Source organism: Pseudobacteroides cellulosolvens ATCC 35603 = DSM 2933, assembly GCF_001262605.1.
Classification (GTDB): domain Bacteria; phylum Bacillota; class Clostridia; order Acetivibrionales; family DSM-2933; genus Pseudobacteroides; species Pseudobacteroides cellulosolvens.
In genome coordinates this window covers 2376387-2393291 of record NZ_LGTC01000001.1, presented here as the reverse complement: position 1 = coordinate 2393291, position 16905 = coordinate 2376387, and the positions used below count along the sequence as shown (strand labels likewise).

General features: G+C 35.0%; 14 protein-coding genes. 12 read left to right on the top strand and 2 right to left on the bottom strand.

Annotated features, from left to right (window positions below; all coding sequences use genetic code 11):
- The first annotated feature begins 12 nt into the window (after positions 1–12).
- Positions 13–2265, top strand: a complete 2253-nt coding sequence (locus Bccel_RS09550) for a tetratricopeptide repeat protein (RefSeq protein ID WP_036946844.1) — start codon at positions 13–15, stop codon at positions 2263–2265.
- 10 nt (positions 2266–2275) lie between these two features.
- On the opposite strand, the gene Bccel_RS09545 is transcribed toward Bccel_RS09550, so the two are convergent.
- A complete protein-coding gene (locus Bccel_RS09545; RefSeq protein WP_036946841.1) occupies positions 2276–3202 on the bottom strand; it encodes a hypothetical protein in 927 nt (308 codons plus the stop codon).
- A 388-nt stretch (positions 3203–3590) separates the two neighbouring features.
- Between Bccel_RS09545 and Bccel_RS09540 the strand changes: the two genes are divergently transcribed.
- The 10 genes from Bccel_RS09540 to Bccel_RS09495 all read left to right on the top strand — a co-directional run bounded on the left by Bccel_RS09540 (position 3591) and on the right by Bccel_RS09495 (position 13638).
- Positions 3591–5255: a serine/threonine-protein kinase gene (locus tag Bccel_RS09540; protein WP_050753325.1), complete on the top strand. Its 1665-nt coding sequence runs from the start codon at positions 3591–3593 to the stop codon at positions 5253–5255.
- Positions 5256–5363: 108 nt separating this feature from the next.
- Complete coding sequence (locus Bccel_RS09535) at positions 5364–6245, top strand: CpaB family protein (protein ID WP_036946838.1); 882 nt, start codon at positions 5364–5366, stop codon at positions 6243–6245.
- 16 nt (positions 6246–6261) lie between these two features.
- On the top strand, positions 6262–7065 hold the full coding sequence (locus Bccel_RS09530; RefSeq protein ID WP_036946835.1) for a CpaE/TadZ family protein: 804 nt from the start codon (positions 6262–6264) through the stop codon (positions 7063–7065).
- Between the two features lie 95 nt (positions 7066–7160).
- On the top strand, positions 7161–8807 hold the full coding sequence (locus Bccel_RS09525) for an ATPase, T2SS/T4P/T4SS family (RefSeq protein ID WP_036946832.1): 1647 nt from the start codon (positions 7161–7163) through the stop codon (positions 8805–8807).
- 15 nt (positions 8808–8822) lie between these two features.
- Positions 8823–9842 (top strand): hypothetical protein, encoded by a 1020-nt coding sequence (locus Bccel_RS09520; RefSeq protein ID WP_036946829.1) that lies wholly within the window; start codon positions 8823–8825, stop codon positions 9840–9842.
- An 11-nt stretch (positions 9843–9853) separates the two neighbouring features.
- Positions 9854–11002, top strand: coding sequence for a hypothetical protein (locus tag Bccel_RS09515; RefSeq protein ID WP_036946826.1), 1149 nt, complete (start codon positions 9854–9856; stop codon positions 11000–11002).
- Between the two features lie 116 nt (positions 11003–11118).
- Complete coding sequence (locus Bccel_RS09510) at positions 11119–11505, top strand: hypothetical protein (protein ID WP_036946823.1); 387 nt, start codon at positions 11119–11121, stop codon at positions 11503–11505.
- Between the two features lie 79 nt (positions 11506–11584).
- On the top strand, positions 11585–11950 hold the full coding sequence (locus Bccel_RS09505) for a hypothetical protein (protein ID WP_036946820.1): 366 nt from the start codon (positions 11585–11587) through the stop codon (positions 11948–11950).
- A 15-nt stretch (positions 11951–11965) separates the two neighbouring features.
- Positions 11966–12730 (top strand): hypothetical protein, encoded by a 765-nt coding sequence (locus Bccel_RS09500; protein WP_036946817.1) that lies wholly within the window; start codon positions 11966–11968, stop codon positions 12728–12730.
- Positions 12731–12804: 74 nt separating this feature from the next.
- Positions 12805–13638 carry a hypothetical protein gene (locus Bccel_RS09495; protein WP_036946814.1) on the top strand — a complete coding sequence of 278 codons (834 nt, stop codon included), beginning with the start codon at positions 12805–12807 and terminating at the stop codon, positions 13636–13638.
- Between the two features lie 669 nt (positions 13639–14307).
- Here the strand turns inward: Bccel_RS09495 and Bccel_RS09490 are convergent.
- Positions 14308–15648, bottom strand: coding sequence for a DDE-type integrase/transposase/recombinase (locus Bccel_RS09490; protein WP_242853238.1), 1341 nt, complete (start codon positions 15646–15648; stop codon positions 14308–14310).
- 90 nt (positions 15649–15738) lie between these two features.
- On the opposite strand from Bccel_RS09490, the gene Bccel_RS09485 reads away from it, so the two are divergent.
- The gene (locus Bccel_RS09485) at positions 15739–16845 is read left to right on the top strand and encodes a bifunctional metallophosphatase/5'-nucleotidase (RefSeq protein ID WP_036946811.1); all 1107 of its coding nucleotides are present in this window, start codon (positions 15739–15741) and stop codon (positions 16843–16845) included.
- The last annotated feature ends 60 nt before the right edge of the window (positions 16846–16905 follow it).

The following is a 16905-nucleotide window of genomic DNA, read 5'->3' as shown; positions in this document are numbered from 1 at the left end:
AGGTAATTGTTAATGAAAAAAAGTATTCTACTATTGTGTATGATGCTATTTCCTTTGTTTATACAGGGCTGTACAGACAGTAGGAGGGTTGATTCATATAAGGTTCAGGCAGATAAGTATCTAGGAGAAGAGGACTATAAAAATGCTCTTATATACTATGATAAAGCACTGGATATTAATCCGGAAAAGGTTGGAGCACTAGCTGGCAAGGCGAAAGCACTTGAGGCTTTAGGAAAGTTTGATGAAGCCATAAAAGAATGTGATAAGGCTATAAAGCTTGATCCGAAATTGGCTGATACTTACAACACAAAAGGCAATGCATTCTCTGGAAGATCAGAATTTGAAAATGCTTTGGATAACTATAAAGCTGCCAATAAGTTTGACACGGAAAATGCCGCATATATCAGCAATATTTCATATGCTTTAAACATGATGGAAAGTTATGATGAGGCAATTGAGTACAGCGATAGGGCAATTTTAAAAAACCCAAGGCTTTCTTTTGCGTATTTAAATAAGGGATATGCCTTGGAAGGGCTTGGAAAAGCATCAGAAGCCCTGGGTTTATATGATAAGGCTATCAAGTATGACCCAAACAACATTGAGGCATACATATACAAAGGAGATATTTTGAATGATTCTTCTAATTACCAAGAAGCAATAGAGATGTATGACAAAGCCATTAATTTAAGCAAGGGTAAGAATGGCATTGATGCATTAGCAGGTAAGGGAGATGCTCTCTGTCATATGGGAAAATATGAAGATTCCATTAAATGCTTTGATAAGGCCATTGAGATAGCACCGGAAGTTCATGAAATCCACGTATTTAAGGGCAGATCATTATATTATTTGGAAATGTACAAGGAATCTTTGGAAAGCCTTGATAAAGCCTTGGCTATTGATAAAGATTCATCTTATGCCAAGCTGTGGAAGGCAAAGAACCTTACGATGAATGAAGAGTACAAGGAAGCAGAGGAATTGTGCAAGCAGGTTTTGGATTTAGATAGCGATAATACCTTTGCCTATGATGTTAAGGGCTGCATTTATCTCAACCAGAGTAAATTTAAAGAGTCAATAGCCATGTTTAATAAGGCTTTAACAATAGAGCCTGATTATTTGGATGCGATTGTGGATAGGGTAAGTGCTTTTTTTTACATGAAGAACTATGATGAATGTATAAGCCTTGCAAAGAAAGGTCTCAACAAATTTCCTAAAAATATTGATATTCTATGGTACCTGGGGGATAGTTATTCGTATATTAATCTACATAAGGAAGCAATAGATTGTTATAAGAAAATACTGGCTGTTAATCCAGAATACGACCAGGTTCTGGCCCTTACGGCATGTGAATACTATATTTTACAGGACTATAAGAATTCTGAGGATTATAATAACAAGGCATTAAAGGCAAATAAAAACAACAAGACTGCAGCAAGGCTTAAAACAGAATTGGAAAAAAGGAAGCTGCCTGAAAGCAGACAGATTACTGACTTTATCAAAGAAAATTACCTTTACTTGGACAGAGTCAAGGATTTTGATAAGAAATCGAAGAAGTTCAACACAAAAAAGGATGTAAGCATTAAAGATATTGAAGCTTTTATAAAATCCATCAAGCCAAAGGATGATATCTTTTCATTTGTTATTTCAGGCAAGGATTATGACAGCATCATGAATTTGGATAATTCCAGCCATATAATATCCAAACTCGTGGCAAATGATATTTTCTACATAGGAATTAATTCTTTTACATCAAATACATCAAGGGATTTTAAAAAGGCTATTGATAAAATAAATAAGCCTCAAGACAAGAATTTGATAATAGATTTGAGGGATAACAGCGGAGGGTTAACCAAAGCAGCCAATGAGATACTGGATTTACTACTTCCTCAATGTGCTACCAGTTACCTTATATATCGTGACGGCTATATGGATTCATATTATTCCGATGCTAACCTTGTGAAGTTTAAAAGGATTTTTGTTTTCACGAATGAGCGTTCCGCCAGCAGTTCAGAGCTTCTTGCACTAGGGCTAAAGAAGTACTTACCTAATGTTACTATTGTAGGAAGACCTACATTTGGAAAAGGTGTTGGGCAAACCGTATACGAAAATAAATCCAAAAAGTACCTTGTTTATCTTGTTTCATTCTATTGGAATGTTAAAGAGAAAAACATAATGGGGCAGAAAATTACTCCTGATGTAAAGGTTAAGGGAAATAAGACCGACAATTTCATAAAAGCAGTAGAAAAACAGATTAAAAATAAAAAATAGAACACAAAAATTATGAGGCGGTTTTTAACGCCTCATAATATGCTTTAAAAGCTTCTAAGTATTTGTAAGTTTCCTTTCCATAGGTATCCTTGTATTGTACAAGTCCTATTTCAGGCAATCTTATATCCAGCCCGATTTTAACTGCAAGCTGTGAAACAAAGGGAATTTGACCTTCATAGCCATTGTATTCTGCTAAGATTTCTTCTATTTCCCACTGATTATGGGTTCTTATATAAATATTTTTTAAATAAGCTCTTGCTTTCAAAGCCTCAGCAGCAAATTGTACATTCAGAAGATCATCCTTTAGCATTACAGACATCTCTTCATCTGTAAAGTTGGAATACTTTGGAAGTCTATTCTCCTTTTTTGATAATATTTGGTCGTTAATTCTTGCTCCGTCTACACTTATCTGGGATATTCCCAGGGTTTTAGCCCATTTTCCATCTCCATATTTATCAAACACGTCATAGCAAATTATTTCTCTAAATAGAACTGAAGATATCATTTCCTTAGGTACACCGCAGTTAGAAACATCCAGCTCATTATCCAACTTATTTACAATTAGATCGACAGCTTCCTCAACTGAATAAGTATTTGTTATACCGCTGCCAATTCCTTGGCTTAAAGATATTTCAAAAAGACTTTCACACAGCTTTTTCTTAAGTTCCAGCTTATGGACAAAGTCCATAGCCTCTTTAGGTAATGCGGTCTCTACCTTTATGCCCTCAAATTTATCTTCAAATGTGCTTTCCTGATTTCCACCAGGTGCTTTAAATTGCCTGATCATTGTATCACTGCTTGTGATTTTATTATTTGTAATTACATTATTATCTTCACTTGCTATTCTTTCTTTTGCTACTACCGTGTTAAAACATTGAATCTGGAGCAATATAGTAACGACCAAAACTGTCGCTATATACTTCATTCTACCTTTCATAACTTGATTTTACCCCTTAAATATCACTATGAGCAAAATCGCAAGCGATTTTGCAACCTTAATCTATATAAAATTTAATTATTTTTACCTCTGCCATATAATGTATTTTTTTACCTATTCAATTTTACTTTTATTTTAAGAATTTTTCAATATATTTTGAATAAATTTAATAATAATTTCACAATTAAAAATTAATCATAGGTTTGGTTGGAGCAAATATCAAAAGGCTTAACGATAATAGAAATAATATCGAGACAAATGTATAGATTAAATTAATTTTAATAGATTGAATTATGGTAAAATTTTTGATATAATTAAAACATACACTAATTTTCAAATCCAACCAATTCTTTAATCCATACAAAATTCCATATTAATGGTGATAAATATGAATTATAATGGGCTTTTCGATGGAAAATACCGTATTTTAAAGCCTCTTGGGCAAGGCGGTATGAGTACTGTTTATCTTGCTGAAAATGTTAAGCTTGGGACCTTGTGGGCTATTAAGGAGATAAATAAAAATTCCAAGATAGATATTCTGGTCGAGCCTAACATACTAAAAAGATTGAACCATCCTGCTCTTCCAAGAATCTTTGATATAATTGAGGATGATGATAACATTTACATAATCGTCGATTATATAGAAGGAACATCCCTTGATGTTGAGCTTGCCAAAGGGGGAAAGTATTCGGAAGATAGGGTTATAAGCTATGCACTTGAGATTTGCGATGTGCTTCAATATTTACACTCTCAAAAGCCCAACCCCATAATATACAGGGATATGAAGCCGGGTAATATAATATTATCAAAGGATGGAGCCATTAAACTTATAGATTTCGGCATTGCCCGTGAATATAAAGAAGAGAACAGTTTTGATACAGTTTACATCGGAACAAGAGGATACGCTGCTCCCGAACAGTATGGAACGGGTCAAACAAATGAAAGAACAGATATTTACAGCCTTGGAGTGACACTATATCATCTTGTCACAGGAAAAAGTCCTAATGATCCTCCATATGAGATAAAATCCATAAGGTTATTTGACAGTGATTTATCGGAGGAATTAGACAGAATCATAAGCAAGTGTACGAGGCAGGATCCGGAGGAAAGATACTTGAATGTTGCTGTGCTCGTGAATGATCTTAAAAAAGTATATGCAAAAGGAAATAAAGTTAATAATATTGATGCTATGAATAGCAGAAAAGATTATGCCAGACATTCTCCTGTAAGCTTTAAGAAGTTAATACTAAATGTGCTGGGAAATTCTGAGTTTGCTGCTGAGTCAGCCTATGCAATTACAAATTTTACTAATTTTAAAGTAATTGTTGTCAATTTGGATTTCACGACATCCAGTCTTGATTTGAATCTTAATCTTGTGCCTAAGCTAGACAAATACTTATCAGCAAGAAATGAAAATTTCGGATTTAACATGATAAAAGAATCAATGGAACGTAATATGTTTACCCAGGATATACTGGAAAAGGCCTGTATAAGGACTGGGGATTTAAACAACATTTATGTTCTCACAGACCCATATGACATTAGCAATTATGAAAAGTATAAGGACCTTGATGTTGAAAAGCTTATGGAATATGCATACAGGTGTTTTGATATTACCATTGTGTGTTTAAATGGCTCGATACATGATCTGTATGGCAAAGCAGCAATAATGAAAAGTGACTTCAACATAATTTCTGCTACAGCAAACATAGATGTAATAAGAGACTTTGAGGGATATTTCTTGTATATGAAGGAAAAACATGGGGTTTCAGGTGATAACATCAGACTTATTGCTTTTGATTACAAAAAGGAGTGTAACCTTCCAGAAAATATTTTAAACAGTTTTTTTGGCGGTAATAAATATATAGGCAGTATCAGCTACCAGCAAGATAGGGAAAAATATAGAAATATCAATTCTTTTTATGCCAAAAATGCAGTAGAAAAGCAATCTAACGAGTATCTTAATATCTTATCCCACTTTAATATAATTCCCAAAAAAACATTTGGAAGTAAAATAGGAAGCATTGTAGGATCTATTTTTGGCAGAGGTTAAGGTATGATTAAACATCATAGACAGATTTTTATTTGCGATAGACAAATGTTAAGAAATTAATGGATTATTATAAAGTTTTGAAATGACATAGGAAAGGGATGAATTTTAATGCTAAAGAATCAAAAATTCATTTTACTTATTGCAGTATCTCTTTTGCTTATGGCTGGAACCATTTACTACTTTAATAACATAAGAATACCTGGCCTTACAACTAGATTGGAAAAAGATATAAGAGCTAAAGTTGATGTAGCAGCCATGCCAAAGACGAGAATAGCTGTTGTAGCAGATAAGGAAGGGATTCCTAAGTATACCCAGTTAACGGATGAAATAATTAAGGCAAAGGTAAAGATAGTTGACATACCCACTGATTATGTTGCCTCAAATGCTGCATTTGATATTGATGTGATTAAAAACAAAATAACAAAAGAAGATCTCAGGTATGGCGAACAGATAATTTTAGACAGCCTTTCAACAGAGCAAAAATGGTTTGGAGATTACGATAGGCTGAAGGAATTTGCTGTAAAGAGCATTGTAGCGGAAGAGGTTAAGCCTGGTAACATCGTTGATTTAATTGTAAATTATAGAAATGGTACTTATGATGTAATAGTTCCTAAAACAAAAGTACGAAAGATTTATAAGTCGGAAGGCAAGGATGGAATAATAAGCTCATATACTCTGATATTCTCTCTTGATGAATTAAGCTACAGGGATGTTCTTTTAGCCAGCAAATTGGGATATCTTGAAACGAGGCTTTATATTGACGAAAGCCAGAAAGCTTCCGCGAAGACTTTTAATTATTCGGTGCAATCTAAGAAAATTCCTCTTATAAAGGTTGATGAAAAGGATTCAGCCGTTGCTGACATTGTTCCTATAGAAAGGACAGCGGAATCTACTGCAAATATCAATGCCACCCAAAGCTCGAAGCAGGAAGTAAAAGATACTAAAGCTCAGAATGATTCCCAGAAAACACAGATTAAAGTACAAAGATAAAGAGGAGACGGCGCTTATGGTGATATCGGTAACAGCACCAAAAAAGGGAATGGGACAGACCCAAAGTGCAATTAACCTTTCCGCAATGCTCACAAAGCTTATAAAGGGAAAGGTGCTGCTTGGAGATATTAACAAATTCAGCAAGGACATTGAATATTATTTTAGTGATACCCATGCCTTAAAAGGCCTTGATAGTCTTATAAGTTTAGTTGAGGCAGGTCTTTTGAGGGAAGATAATTTTGATACATGTGTAAAATCCATAAACCCGGAACTGGATATTCTTATAGCTAATGAATGTTTTGAACTAAATAGTTATATAATCGACGAGGTAATAAGCTTCTCGGAAAAAATTTATGATGCAATAGTTTTTGACACTATATCAGGGAACAGCCTTCTTACACACAGGTTTTTCGAAAGATCAGATGTAATCGTTGTGGTTCTTAACCAGTATAAAAATGTTGTTGATATGGCGGTTGGAAACCACATGTATAAAGAGTTTGCCGACAAGATAGTATATGTTTTAAACAGATTTAGGGATAATATAAATCTTAAGACTTCTGATGTCAGAGAAATATTGAAATCCAAAGGCTATGACGGCGAAATTTTTACCATCAGCTACGATGTTTCCATGGTAAATGAATGCAATGATCATTCCGTACTAAATTTTATACTTAATAAAGGTATGAAAACGGCTGCTGTTTATGAAGAAATGCTTTTGCTGGCAGAGTTTTTATTAAAAAAATATGGTTCAGGTATTAAATTGAAGGATTCAGGAGCAAAACAAGGCAAGTTGTTTTCATTCCTAATGTCAAGGAAATGACGTGCATACTGTGCTATCATTTCACACGACAACAACCAATGATGCAAAATCATTTCATGATTTTGTATGTCTAGGAAATAGTGGGGGTGGGAAATTTGAAGGTCAATAGTATTGAGGAGTTTAAAAAAATCTCCAAGGAAATTGATGAAATACTAAACGATACAGATAAATACCAAAGGCTTTATAACGTAGACAGACGTGAAGCAGAGAAAGAGATACAACGCTATACAGGTTATAAAGACAAAGCTGCCCTAGGGAGAAAAGAAGTAAGGGCACATATTATAAATCAGTATGTAATCATATTAAAACAGCTTTATAAGCTTGATGATGACGGCATAAACAGGTTTATAGATTTTACCGAGCTTAGGAACAACAATGTTCAGGTAGTGTTTGAGATGCTTTTGGAGATCATGGACATATCAGAAATAATTAATAAGTATAACTTGTTTATTAAAGTGTCTGAAAAGGAAATCTGGAAAATTGCTGAGGCGGAAGAAGATTATATAAAAGAGAGGTATGACCTTACAAAGAAGCTTAAGCTTCTAGCTATATTTATTTATGCAGATGTTTATGGCCAGGATGTCATAGACTCGCTTCAGCACCACAAAATAAGTGAAATAGGCATAATTGACAAGGATTATGTTTATATAGTTTATAGAGGAAACAAGCTGCATTTGGAGTTTTTAAGGTTTGAAGATGAAAATGTTATATTAAATATACAAAAGAAGACTACAAGAAATGCAGTTCTAAACTATGACAAGAGCAACCCTACCCTTGTAACCTCAAAGGACAACAGCAGCCGTATAACTGTTGCAGGGTTTAACGCAACAGCTGAAGGTGATCTTTATTATAATGAAAGAATATTCAACCTTTCCAAAATAACCCTGGAGGAGATGCGGGACACTTATAATACCATTAATGAACTTGTATATAAATTCCTGACAATGAACCAAAAGGGGAGAGGATCCCACTTTGTTACAGGTTCGGATATGGGGGTTGGAAAATCTACTTTCCTGCTGGCTATGATGGAGAAGGTGCCTGATATGTGGGGCATAGGTATACTTGATACCCAAAATGAACTTCAGGCCAGGAAAAAGTATCCCTGGAAAAATGTTCTGACACTGATTGAAAACCCGGACAGGACAATAGCCCAGCTTTTTGAGATAATGCTTAAAATGGCCAGGGATGTAATATATGTTGGTGAAATTACAAAGCCTGCCGAGGTTGCTGAGCTTGTCAATTCAAGCTTGAGGCTCAATGCAGGTGTGGGAGCTACACTTCACTCCAAGACCCCATTTGAGGTGGTTACCAATCTTAGAAACCTTATGATGCGAACAGAAATGTATAATAACAGCGATGTTGCAGAGGCTGATATTGCAAGGGGCCTTGACCTTGTAGTGCACCTTGCAAAGCTGGAAAACGGCAGGATAGTTGTAGACAGCATAGTGGAAATAGAGTATGTGGAGCAGGAGACGTTTATATCACCTGTTGTTGAGGGCAGGTTTAAGGATCTATTGTACAACCTTGCCAAGATGGCCCAGTATGCTGTTCTCAAGTATATATATAAGAAAAGTTATAGGTACAACGTTATTATCCAATATGACAGGGAAAAGAACAATTGGATTGCATTAAATCCTCCTTCAAAGGAGTATTTCTCCAAGATAGGAAGGTATGTTAATGAAACGGAAATCAGCGAGTTTATAGATTACTTCTCAAGATGCAAGAATGAAAAAGCTATATAAAGTAGGTGACGGAATATGTCCTTAATTTCAAGAATAATTGAAGGATGGAAAAGGCTTGCAGGCTATGTTATCCAGATGGATTTATTCACGGCTGTATGTGTGTTGCTTGTACTTATTGCTGTGGTCCTTGTAATACGGATTATGTTCCAGAGGCTTAATGCATACAAGATCAAGCAGTTTTATAGCATAAACAAGGATAAGCGTTATGCACTTCGTGAGATAACACAAAAACTCAAGAAAAACAGGTACTTTCTTATAATGGCTGAAAATATAGCTTTCAAGATCGGCATGTTCAACAACTATTCATATGAGAGAAATCTCGAATTTGCTACTATGGCATGCTTTATGTTTTTAGGAGCAGTCATATTAAGCATTATAATATTCATCCCACTAGTGTCCGTGATCTGGTACATACTGCTTTTCTATATATTTATGGCTATCATATTTGCGATATTACTATTTTATATTTTCACAATGATTGCAAGATCCAGGTTTAATAATCAACTGCCGGAGACCTTTAAAATCATAAACAGCAGATATATAACCCATGGAAACATATTAAAGGCCATTAACGTTTCACTGAATGATTTTGACAAAGCTGTAAAGCGAGAAATGATAAAAATTTATGATGTGCTTAAAAAGAATGATATGTATGATATAAACAATACCTTCAGAATGATTGACAGGGCATATAAGAACGAATATGTCTCTCTTCTTTTAAACCTTATAAAACAGGCTCACTATAAAGGCGGAAACACTGTGATAAAGGAGCAGATAGAAAATACAACAGAAGAGATACTTATAGATATAGCAAACCAAAAGGATTTAAGTGCATCCACAAGGACCTATGTTTTTCTAAGCATCTTTCTTCTCCCTGGAATATGGTTTGTGGAACGCTTCAACTTTACAGCTTTAGGCGATAAGTCGGTAGAATTTTATTCAAGCCCATATGGGATTGGTGTTAAGTTGGGATTTTTAATTGCTCTTATGTTTTATATAGGAATGATGTTGTTTTTGGAAAGAACTTCGGATTGAGAGGTTTACCTATGGACATATCTACAAATCTTTTTCTGGTTCCTGCTTTCTTAGCTTTCTTGCTGGCATTTCTTGCAGTAATCAAGAAAACAGTTACCGACGTAAAACAGTATAAAATAGGAGAAAAGAAACAGAACGGCCTGGAAATTCTCATTGAAGTTATAGACCGGATTAACATTTTTACTCCTAAAAAAGGTTCTAAAATTTATGGTGGCTACAAGTCATTTTTAAGCTATTCTAGGCTTTCTGTTAAAAAGCTTTTTAGAATAAAGCTTATATTGTTTATCATTGCCATAGTATTTTTATTCCTCAAATACTACACCGATGTAGGGATCTATACCAGGGATATCTATAATAGGTTCGATTATTACTCTGACCTTTTGTATCAGTATAAGGGTGAGGTTAATGATAAAGAACTGGCCTTAAAATACGAAATCAATTGTCTTGACACAGCGTTGTCACAAATCTCTAAAAATGAGCTTATTAATACGTCCAAAGAAGAATTACAGTCAAGGATTAAATTATATATAAAGGCTGCGGATGAAAGCCTGGAACTTCCAAAGGACACCATTGCAAACAAGGTTTATTACAGGCTCCATGACTATTACAAATACAGGGAAATAAATATATTTTCAATACTTCTAATCAGCTTGCTGTTTTGTTTTATACCTGAAATACTTGTTTACTTGGCAAGCTTTTTTGCCAAGGCTGATGCAAGGAAGGAGTTGAGGTTCTTAAAAAAGCTCATAATTGTTAATGGCTCCATAAAGCCAGTTGATTTCATGGAACTTTTGGAAATGCTTATTGAAAAGTCCAAATACTATAAGGAAATGCTTCAGGAAATACAGGATGCCAATAAGAGAAACAATATTGACAATAAAACCATATATATGGACCTTATTGGCAGTACCAAGGATCTTGATTTAAAACTGTTTTATGAAAAGCTTGACCAGGCAAATAACTATGACTTTGATCAGGCTATACTCAATATCCATAATGAATTCAAAATGGAAAAGAGAGAGGTAGCAAGAAAGATAAAGAAAAGGATTGATCTTATAAATATCCTGGGCATTATGTTTTTTATGATTCTAATAGTAATCATGATCATGTATCTCATGATTCCATGGATGAAATCGTACAATATGAGCCAGCTCATGTAATAAGTTAACATTAATTTACATTTAGCAGAGCATATAAGGAGTGATTTCGAAAACTGATTGTCGGCAGATATATGGCATTATTACAATGATAACTTAAGCTGAAAAGAGGTGAGGAAATGAAAGAGGTAGTTTTTGAAGTGGTTATAGGAGTTATAATTATAGGTCTTTTAGTAGTAGTAATAAACCTTTTTAGAGGAAACCTTGAAATAATAGGTTCTACAGCAGATAAAGCAGATAAAATGGACAAGGTTCAGGCACAAACCATGGGTGTTGATACAAATAAAAGCAGCGTTAAAGGAAGTGATGTTGTTTCTGCAATAAGATATTATGCTGACAAACCGGAAGTTAAAATATATGTAGACAATGTGGATTTCAGCGGGAAAACAAACCTCAGCGGCATTGACTATGAATCGGTTTATACTGCAGATTATAGATTTGAGGTGGATAAGAAGTATTTGGAGGAAATACACTATTGGCATTCCTTAGTATCAAGCCCAAATTAATGCTTATTAACGATTAAAGATAAACGGTTAGTATTCTATAACCATTTCTAAATCAAACACAATTAAAGGAGGAGTTTTTATGGATAAGATAATTGCAACTGTAATTGTTCTAATTATTGTACTTGGACTTATTGCTTTTGCAATCCTGCCTCAGCAGGAAGGTGTCAAGCAAATGGGTGAAAAGGGTACAACAGAGCAGCAGAAGCTGATTCAAATGGTTAATGATCCAAACAGGGTAATGGGAAGTACAATAAGATCCTATCTAAACCAGCCGGGTATTAAGGTGACCATTGGAGGAAGCGGAAGTTTTGATGTAAACAAGATATCAGATTCTCAGGTATATTCAATGAAGAAGACATATAAAACAGATGGGTCTATTGATACTGTTGATTTTACAATAGTTGATATGGGATCATCCGCCCAGGCGTCTCCAAGCACAAATTAAACAAGGGAGGTCTTTATGGCTGGGAAGCTTTTTGGCACTTTTCTTATCATCATGTTTCTTACATATATGGTATTGTTATCATCATTTTATTTTATGCATCAATCTGTTTCAATTAATGTAAACAGCATTAATTATAATGTCTGTGAAAGCCTTTCTACATTAGGAATATTAACACCGCAGCTATTTACTTACTTATCCGATTCGCTATCCAAGTATGGCAATTACCGAATTAAAATAAAGCTGGAAAGGCAGCTTAAAGCAGGAGTTTATGACACATATTTTTATGACGGTGATGATCTAAGAAAAGAAATAGGCGGAAACACTGGGGTGCAGGGTGGAATGAACATTTTAAACAGCAAGCTGAGCGTAGGTGACAGGGTTACCATATATGTTGAGGATAATGATCTTACATTATTTGGCCGCCTGATAAATGCAACATTTTTTGGAGGTAATTCAGGCAAAGCTGTGGATACAAGAATTAAGTCTCTGAAATCCTGTATAATATCAAATGAGCCAAAGGATTTGGTCAAGGGATATGATGTAATTGCTGATATAAAAAACAGGAATGAACCCATAATTATCAGCGTTTCAACAAAGCTTGGATATAGTATTTACAGTTATGACAGCACAAATACTGTTTATGGTGACAGCGATAATGAAAGAATTACTGCAGGAGTTCCAGGAAGCGATTATATATTGGAAACCGGTGAATTTTTAAGAGAGCTTTCATATGAAAATGATGGTGCAACAATAAAAGAGGTTATCTACACTCAGCAATAATTCTGTTGCCAGCCGCATAGAAATCAGAAGTAATATTATAGTTATTCCTAAATTTAGATCACAGGGGTGAGCATATGGGAGAAATTATGGCGGTTATAATAATACTGCTTCTAATTATAATGGTTTTTGTTCCGCTGGCTTATTTAAACTATTCGACAGCAAACAGTGAAGAGGTTAAGCAGACATTGAACCTATCGTGCAAGGTTATTGTCAATAATATCGAAAATCAATCGATAAATCTGGAAGGGATTTCGAAGGGTTATAATATTGATGATATGTCTCAAGTAAATATTGATATGAAGAAACTTTTAAGTGATTTTGATGATGAGTTGTACTCCAATTCAGGTAACAAGGATAATTTTGAAAAAATAAAAAAGAGCATATTATTAAAAGCACTAATTTTAAAGGACAAGTTTTTCCTTACAAAAAAAGTTGAGACTATTCCAGGGGTTTTTGAGGATCAATGGGGACCGCCTTACTTTTTTACCACCACCTTATATGATGGAACTGAGAAAAAACTTATATATATGAATGCAAAGGATGACAGGGTTGTGTACTTTGATGGAGTAACTGAGAAAAAGGACAAGGTAATGTCTGATTTTCAGATAGAACCCAATTCTGTCTTGAGTCTAACAAAAGAACGGAAAACAAAAATGATTATTGATAAAATCAATTTGGAGATGGAAAAGGCTACATGGGAAATTGGTGTGAGGAATGGAATAGGAGTTAAAATAAGAAATCCATATGACAAGAGCATAGATAACATGGTGGATTATGCAAACGTTAATGTGCTTGATGGTGGAATAACCTTTTTTGTATTATATGGAGACAATACACTTCTAAATGCCAATGGCAAAGATTTTAATTTTAAGAATTATAATGTTGCAGGGTACTCTATGTCATATTAAAAAATAATAGCAAATAAAGCTGGGACAAACAGAATTAATTGTTCTTGTCCCGGTTTTTTTAGTGTCTGGAAAATTTATGAATAATAAAATCTCTTGTTTCAAATTTCCATTGTGTTAAAATATAAGAAAAATATCAGCAAGATGGTAGTGTTAACTAACCTATGAAAAACAACGGAAGAAATATCACATTTGAGTTGAACCTTGAAAAGTGAAAAATATACCTAAACAATGGAAGACCTTGGGACTCTGTCCCAATCCCTGTCAAGGGAAATACGCATTCCCCCTGAACCCCGCTTGAATGGGGCGTTGCCCCAAACCCCATCCTCGCCGGAAGGCAGGCGGTCTGTTGCACAGACCACCAAGCCAAGAGGATTTGGGTGTAGTGTAGATATCAAGGGTCTTCGGCTTCGCCTACGATGAACGAGCAAACACCGCTCGCCCTTGACATCGTCATAGTTCCGAGGTGCTAGACGAGCAATGAGTCTGTTTTGAAACAATAAGATGCTGAGAAAGTTCAATTAGCTTTTGCCACTTAGCTGGCATGTTGGGCAAGGATTCTAATTCAGGGATTGAGTTGAGTGGTTGCCAGTAGGTGTAAGGATGAGGTCTTAAGAAATTGTAATATGCTACAAACAATGAAACATGAGCGTTTGAACCCTCACTACTTCCTTAGCCATTGGTGACTTGATAGGAGAACTTAAAGGTTCGGTTAAGACGCTCAATAATTTGTTTAAGCCAGCGGTACTCTGTTGAAACAGGATCATCGTTTGTAAGCCCGATTACTTGGATTAGATCAAAATCCATTCCTTTTTCGGCAAACAACTGTTGGGCAAGTTTGTAGGTAGTGTATCCATCAGCAGCGAATTTTAAGGCTTTGCCCGGGAATTCTTTAAACTTTGCAAAAGCCATTCGCATAGCTAAAACACAAGTAGCTATGTCACGGGTATAAGAAATTTGGTAACCAAGGATCGATTTTTTTATAGCATCCATGACAAACCAAACATAATGACGAACACCTTTAACCTTTGTATAGGTTTCATCAGCTGCAAGATTATTGGAAGGCTTGTAATCAAAATTATCAACAAACGGTTTTACTGTGTAAGCAGCGGTTTTAGCGTATTTACTAACAGTAACATGAGAAATTTTAACACCGTGAATGTAGTAGAGAGCTTGAGATGTTTTACGGCTCGAAAGCCCCAAGTTTACATAATAAGTGAGACAAAGTCCCATTACATGGGGAGAGAAATTCCTGAAGTTTAACGAAAATAGTTTATCAGGAATTGAGCTTAAATCGATTTTAAAAAAGTCTAGTGTAAATTCACGGTAAATGTAATGAAGTTTGAATCTTGATTTTTCTTCTTCATACTCTTTCAAGTCTTCAGGAGAAAGGGCTTTTAGGTTTTTGAGATAGAAAGAACACTTTTTATTTATGCATTTGTGAATATTAAAATGTTTGCGATTCTTTTTAAGATCGAGGGTATGACCGCAGTAAGGACAGATAAAAACAACAGGCTTGAATTCGGCTTTTTGCCTGCTAAAGCGAAAATCACAAACCTTGCAGAGAAGGTGGCCTCTACCGCCTGTATTATCATAGAGGTAATTGTGAGGGGCTCCGCAGTGAGGACAGGTAAAGGACTCGGGGACAGGGTTTTTACCACGAGACTTAACTGGTTTAAGCTCCTTACCATTTGAGGAACGATATTCAGAAAGAAGCTGTTTGTAATCAAAACGCTCAGAATGCTCAAAATGCTCAAAATGCTTGATAATAGGTGCTTTGTCGATAATGTACTTGTTGTATTTAGGACTTTCGGAGTCGTATTTAGAAGAGCTTAGAGGTATATTTTTCGCAATAAAAACGAGTAACTGTTGAATTTGCAAAAGTAGTATTTGATTATATGCTATTAAAAGAGTTATAATTGAGTTCACAATGACACTTTCCTTTCTGGATTTTTGGTGCGTGGGAACTTCAATTATACCAGAAAAAGAGGGGGGCATTGTTTTTTTATTCAAAAAAACTTGAAACCCTTGATATATAAGTAGTTTAACAAAGTAAATGTGTAACTTAGTTTGCACTGACAGCAAGAATATGGAGGAGAATTGATGGGTAAACAATTAAAAGTAAGCTATTTAAATTTTATATTGATTATAATTTTAATTTTGCCATTAGCACTTACATCGTGTAATTCTGGAAATACCAAAATCCCTGTAAATAGTCCAACTACAAACACTACATTTAATCCAACCGGGCAAACACTCAATCCAACCAGCCAGCCGATAATAGAACCAACTAATGGTCCTAACAAAAAAACTGCGGATACAGGAATTATAAATAAGGACGAGTATTCACTGACTGTATTAAGTACTAATGATATTCATGGACACTTTGAAACGATGCCAGGATACGCAACTATAATAAAACAGGTACGCAATGAGCAGAAAAATGTTATTCTACTTGATGCAGGCGATCTTTTCAAGCGTGGGAAATATGAGAATTATCAAGGAAAAATTGAGATTGATCTGCTAAATCAAATGGGATATAATGCCATGGTGCTTGGGAATAATGAATTTAAGGTTCCGGGGAGCAAAAAATCAAAGAAAAACAGCGGTACTCTCCAGGAAAGTGACAGTCAAATTTCGGATTTGGTTAAATGGGCTAAGTTTCCCATACTTTGTGGAAATGTAAAATTAAAGAATACAGATAATTACATGGAAGGTATTAAGCCGTATACTATTGTAAATGTAAACGGTATGAAAGTGGGTATTATAGGTATTACATCTACAAGTCCACAGGAGGAGAAGCTTGAAATGACCGTTAACAAGAATTTTATGTCAGGCCTTATGGTTGTCAAAGAGCTGTTGCCTGAGGTTAAGAGTAATTCCGATATACAGATTGTGCTATCTCATGCGGGAATGAGTATCAATAAAAAAATAAAGGATGTGTCAGCTGTAATAAGCGGACATGACCATATGACTACCTTTAAGCCGATAGATACTAACGGTATTCCCATTATCCAAGCCGGTGGAGAAGATACGAATCATTTGGGGAGATTGGATTTGAACTTTAAGCGTCAGGGTAATGAGTGGGTTCTTGATAGCTATAATGGAAAGCTTTATTCTGATGAGGGAATTGCAAAGGATGAAAAAATAAAAAGTATAATTGACGGTTACATAAAAAGGCCTATGCCAACATTGAACCCGATAAGATAGACTGTATTATGAAATTTTAAAAGCTACGAGGGTATAGTATTAGGTTTAAAATACTACTTG

Coding starts and splice junctions, on each gene's coding strand:
- Bccel_RS09505 (WP_036946820.1), top strand. CDS start 11,585: ATGGATAAGATAATTGCAACTGTAATTGTTCTAATTATTGTACTTGGA.
- Bccel_RS09520 (WP_036946829.1), top strand. CDS start 8,823: ATGTCCTTAATTTCAAGAATAATTGAAGGATGGAAAAGGCTTGCAGGC.
- Bccel_RS09495 (WP_036946814.1), top strand. CDS start 12,805: ATGGGAGAAATTATGGCGGTTATAATAATACTGCTTCTAATTATAATG.
- Bccel_RS09500 (WP_036946817.1), top strand. CDS start 11,966: ATGGCTGGGAAGCTTTTTGGCACTTTTCTTATCATCATGTTTCTTACA.
- Bccel_RS09545 (WP_036946841.1), bottom strand. CDS start 3,202: ATGAAAGGTAGAATGAAGTATATAGCGACAGTTTTGGTCGTTACTATA.
- Bccel_RS09540 (WP_050753325.1), top strand. CDS start 3,591: ATGAATTATAATGGGCTTTTCGATGGAAAATACCGTATTTTAAAGCCT.
- Bccel_RS09550 (WP_036946844.1), top strand. CDS start 13: ATGAAAAAAAGTATTCTACTATTGTGTATGATGCTATTTCCTTTGTTT.
- Bccel_RS09510 (WP_036946823.1), top strand. CDS start 11,119: ATGAAAGAGGTAGTTTTTGAAGTGGTTATAGGAGTTATAATTATAGGT.
- Bccel_RS09535 (WP_036946838.1), top strand. CDS start 5,364: ATGCTAAAGAATCAAAAATTCATTTTACTTATTGCAGTATCTCTTTTG.
- Bccel_RS09515 (WP_036946826.1), top strand. CDS start 9,854: ATGGACATATCTACAAATCTTTTTCTGGTTCCTGCTTTCTTAGCTTTC.
- Bccel_RS09530 (WP_036946835.1), top strand. CDS start 6,262: ATGGTGATATCGGTAACAGCACCAAAAAAGGGAATGGGACAGACCCAA.
- Bccel_RS09485 (WP_036946811.1), top strand. CDS start 15,739: ATGGGTAAACAATTAAAAGTAAGCTATTTAAATTTTATATTGATTATA.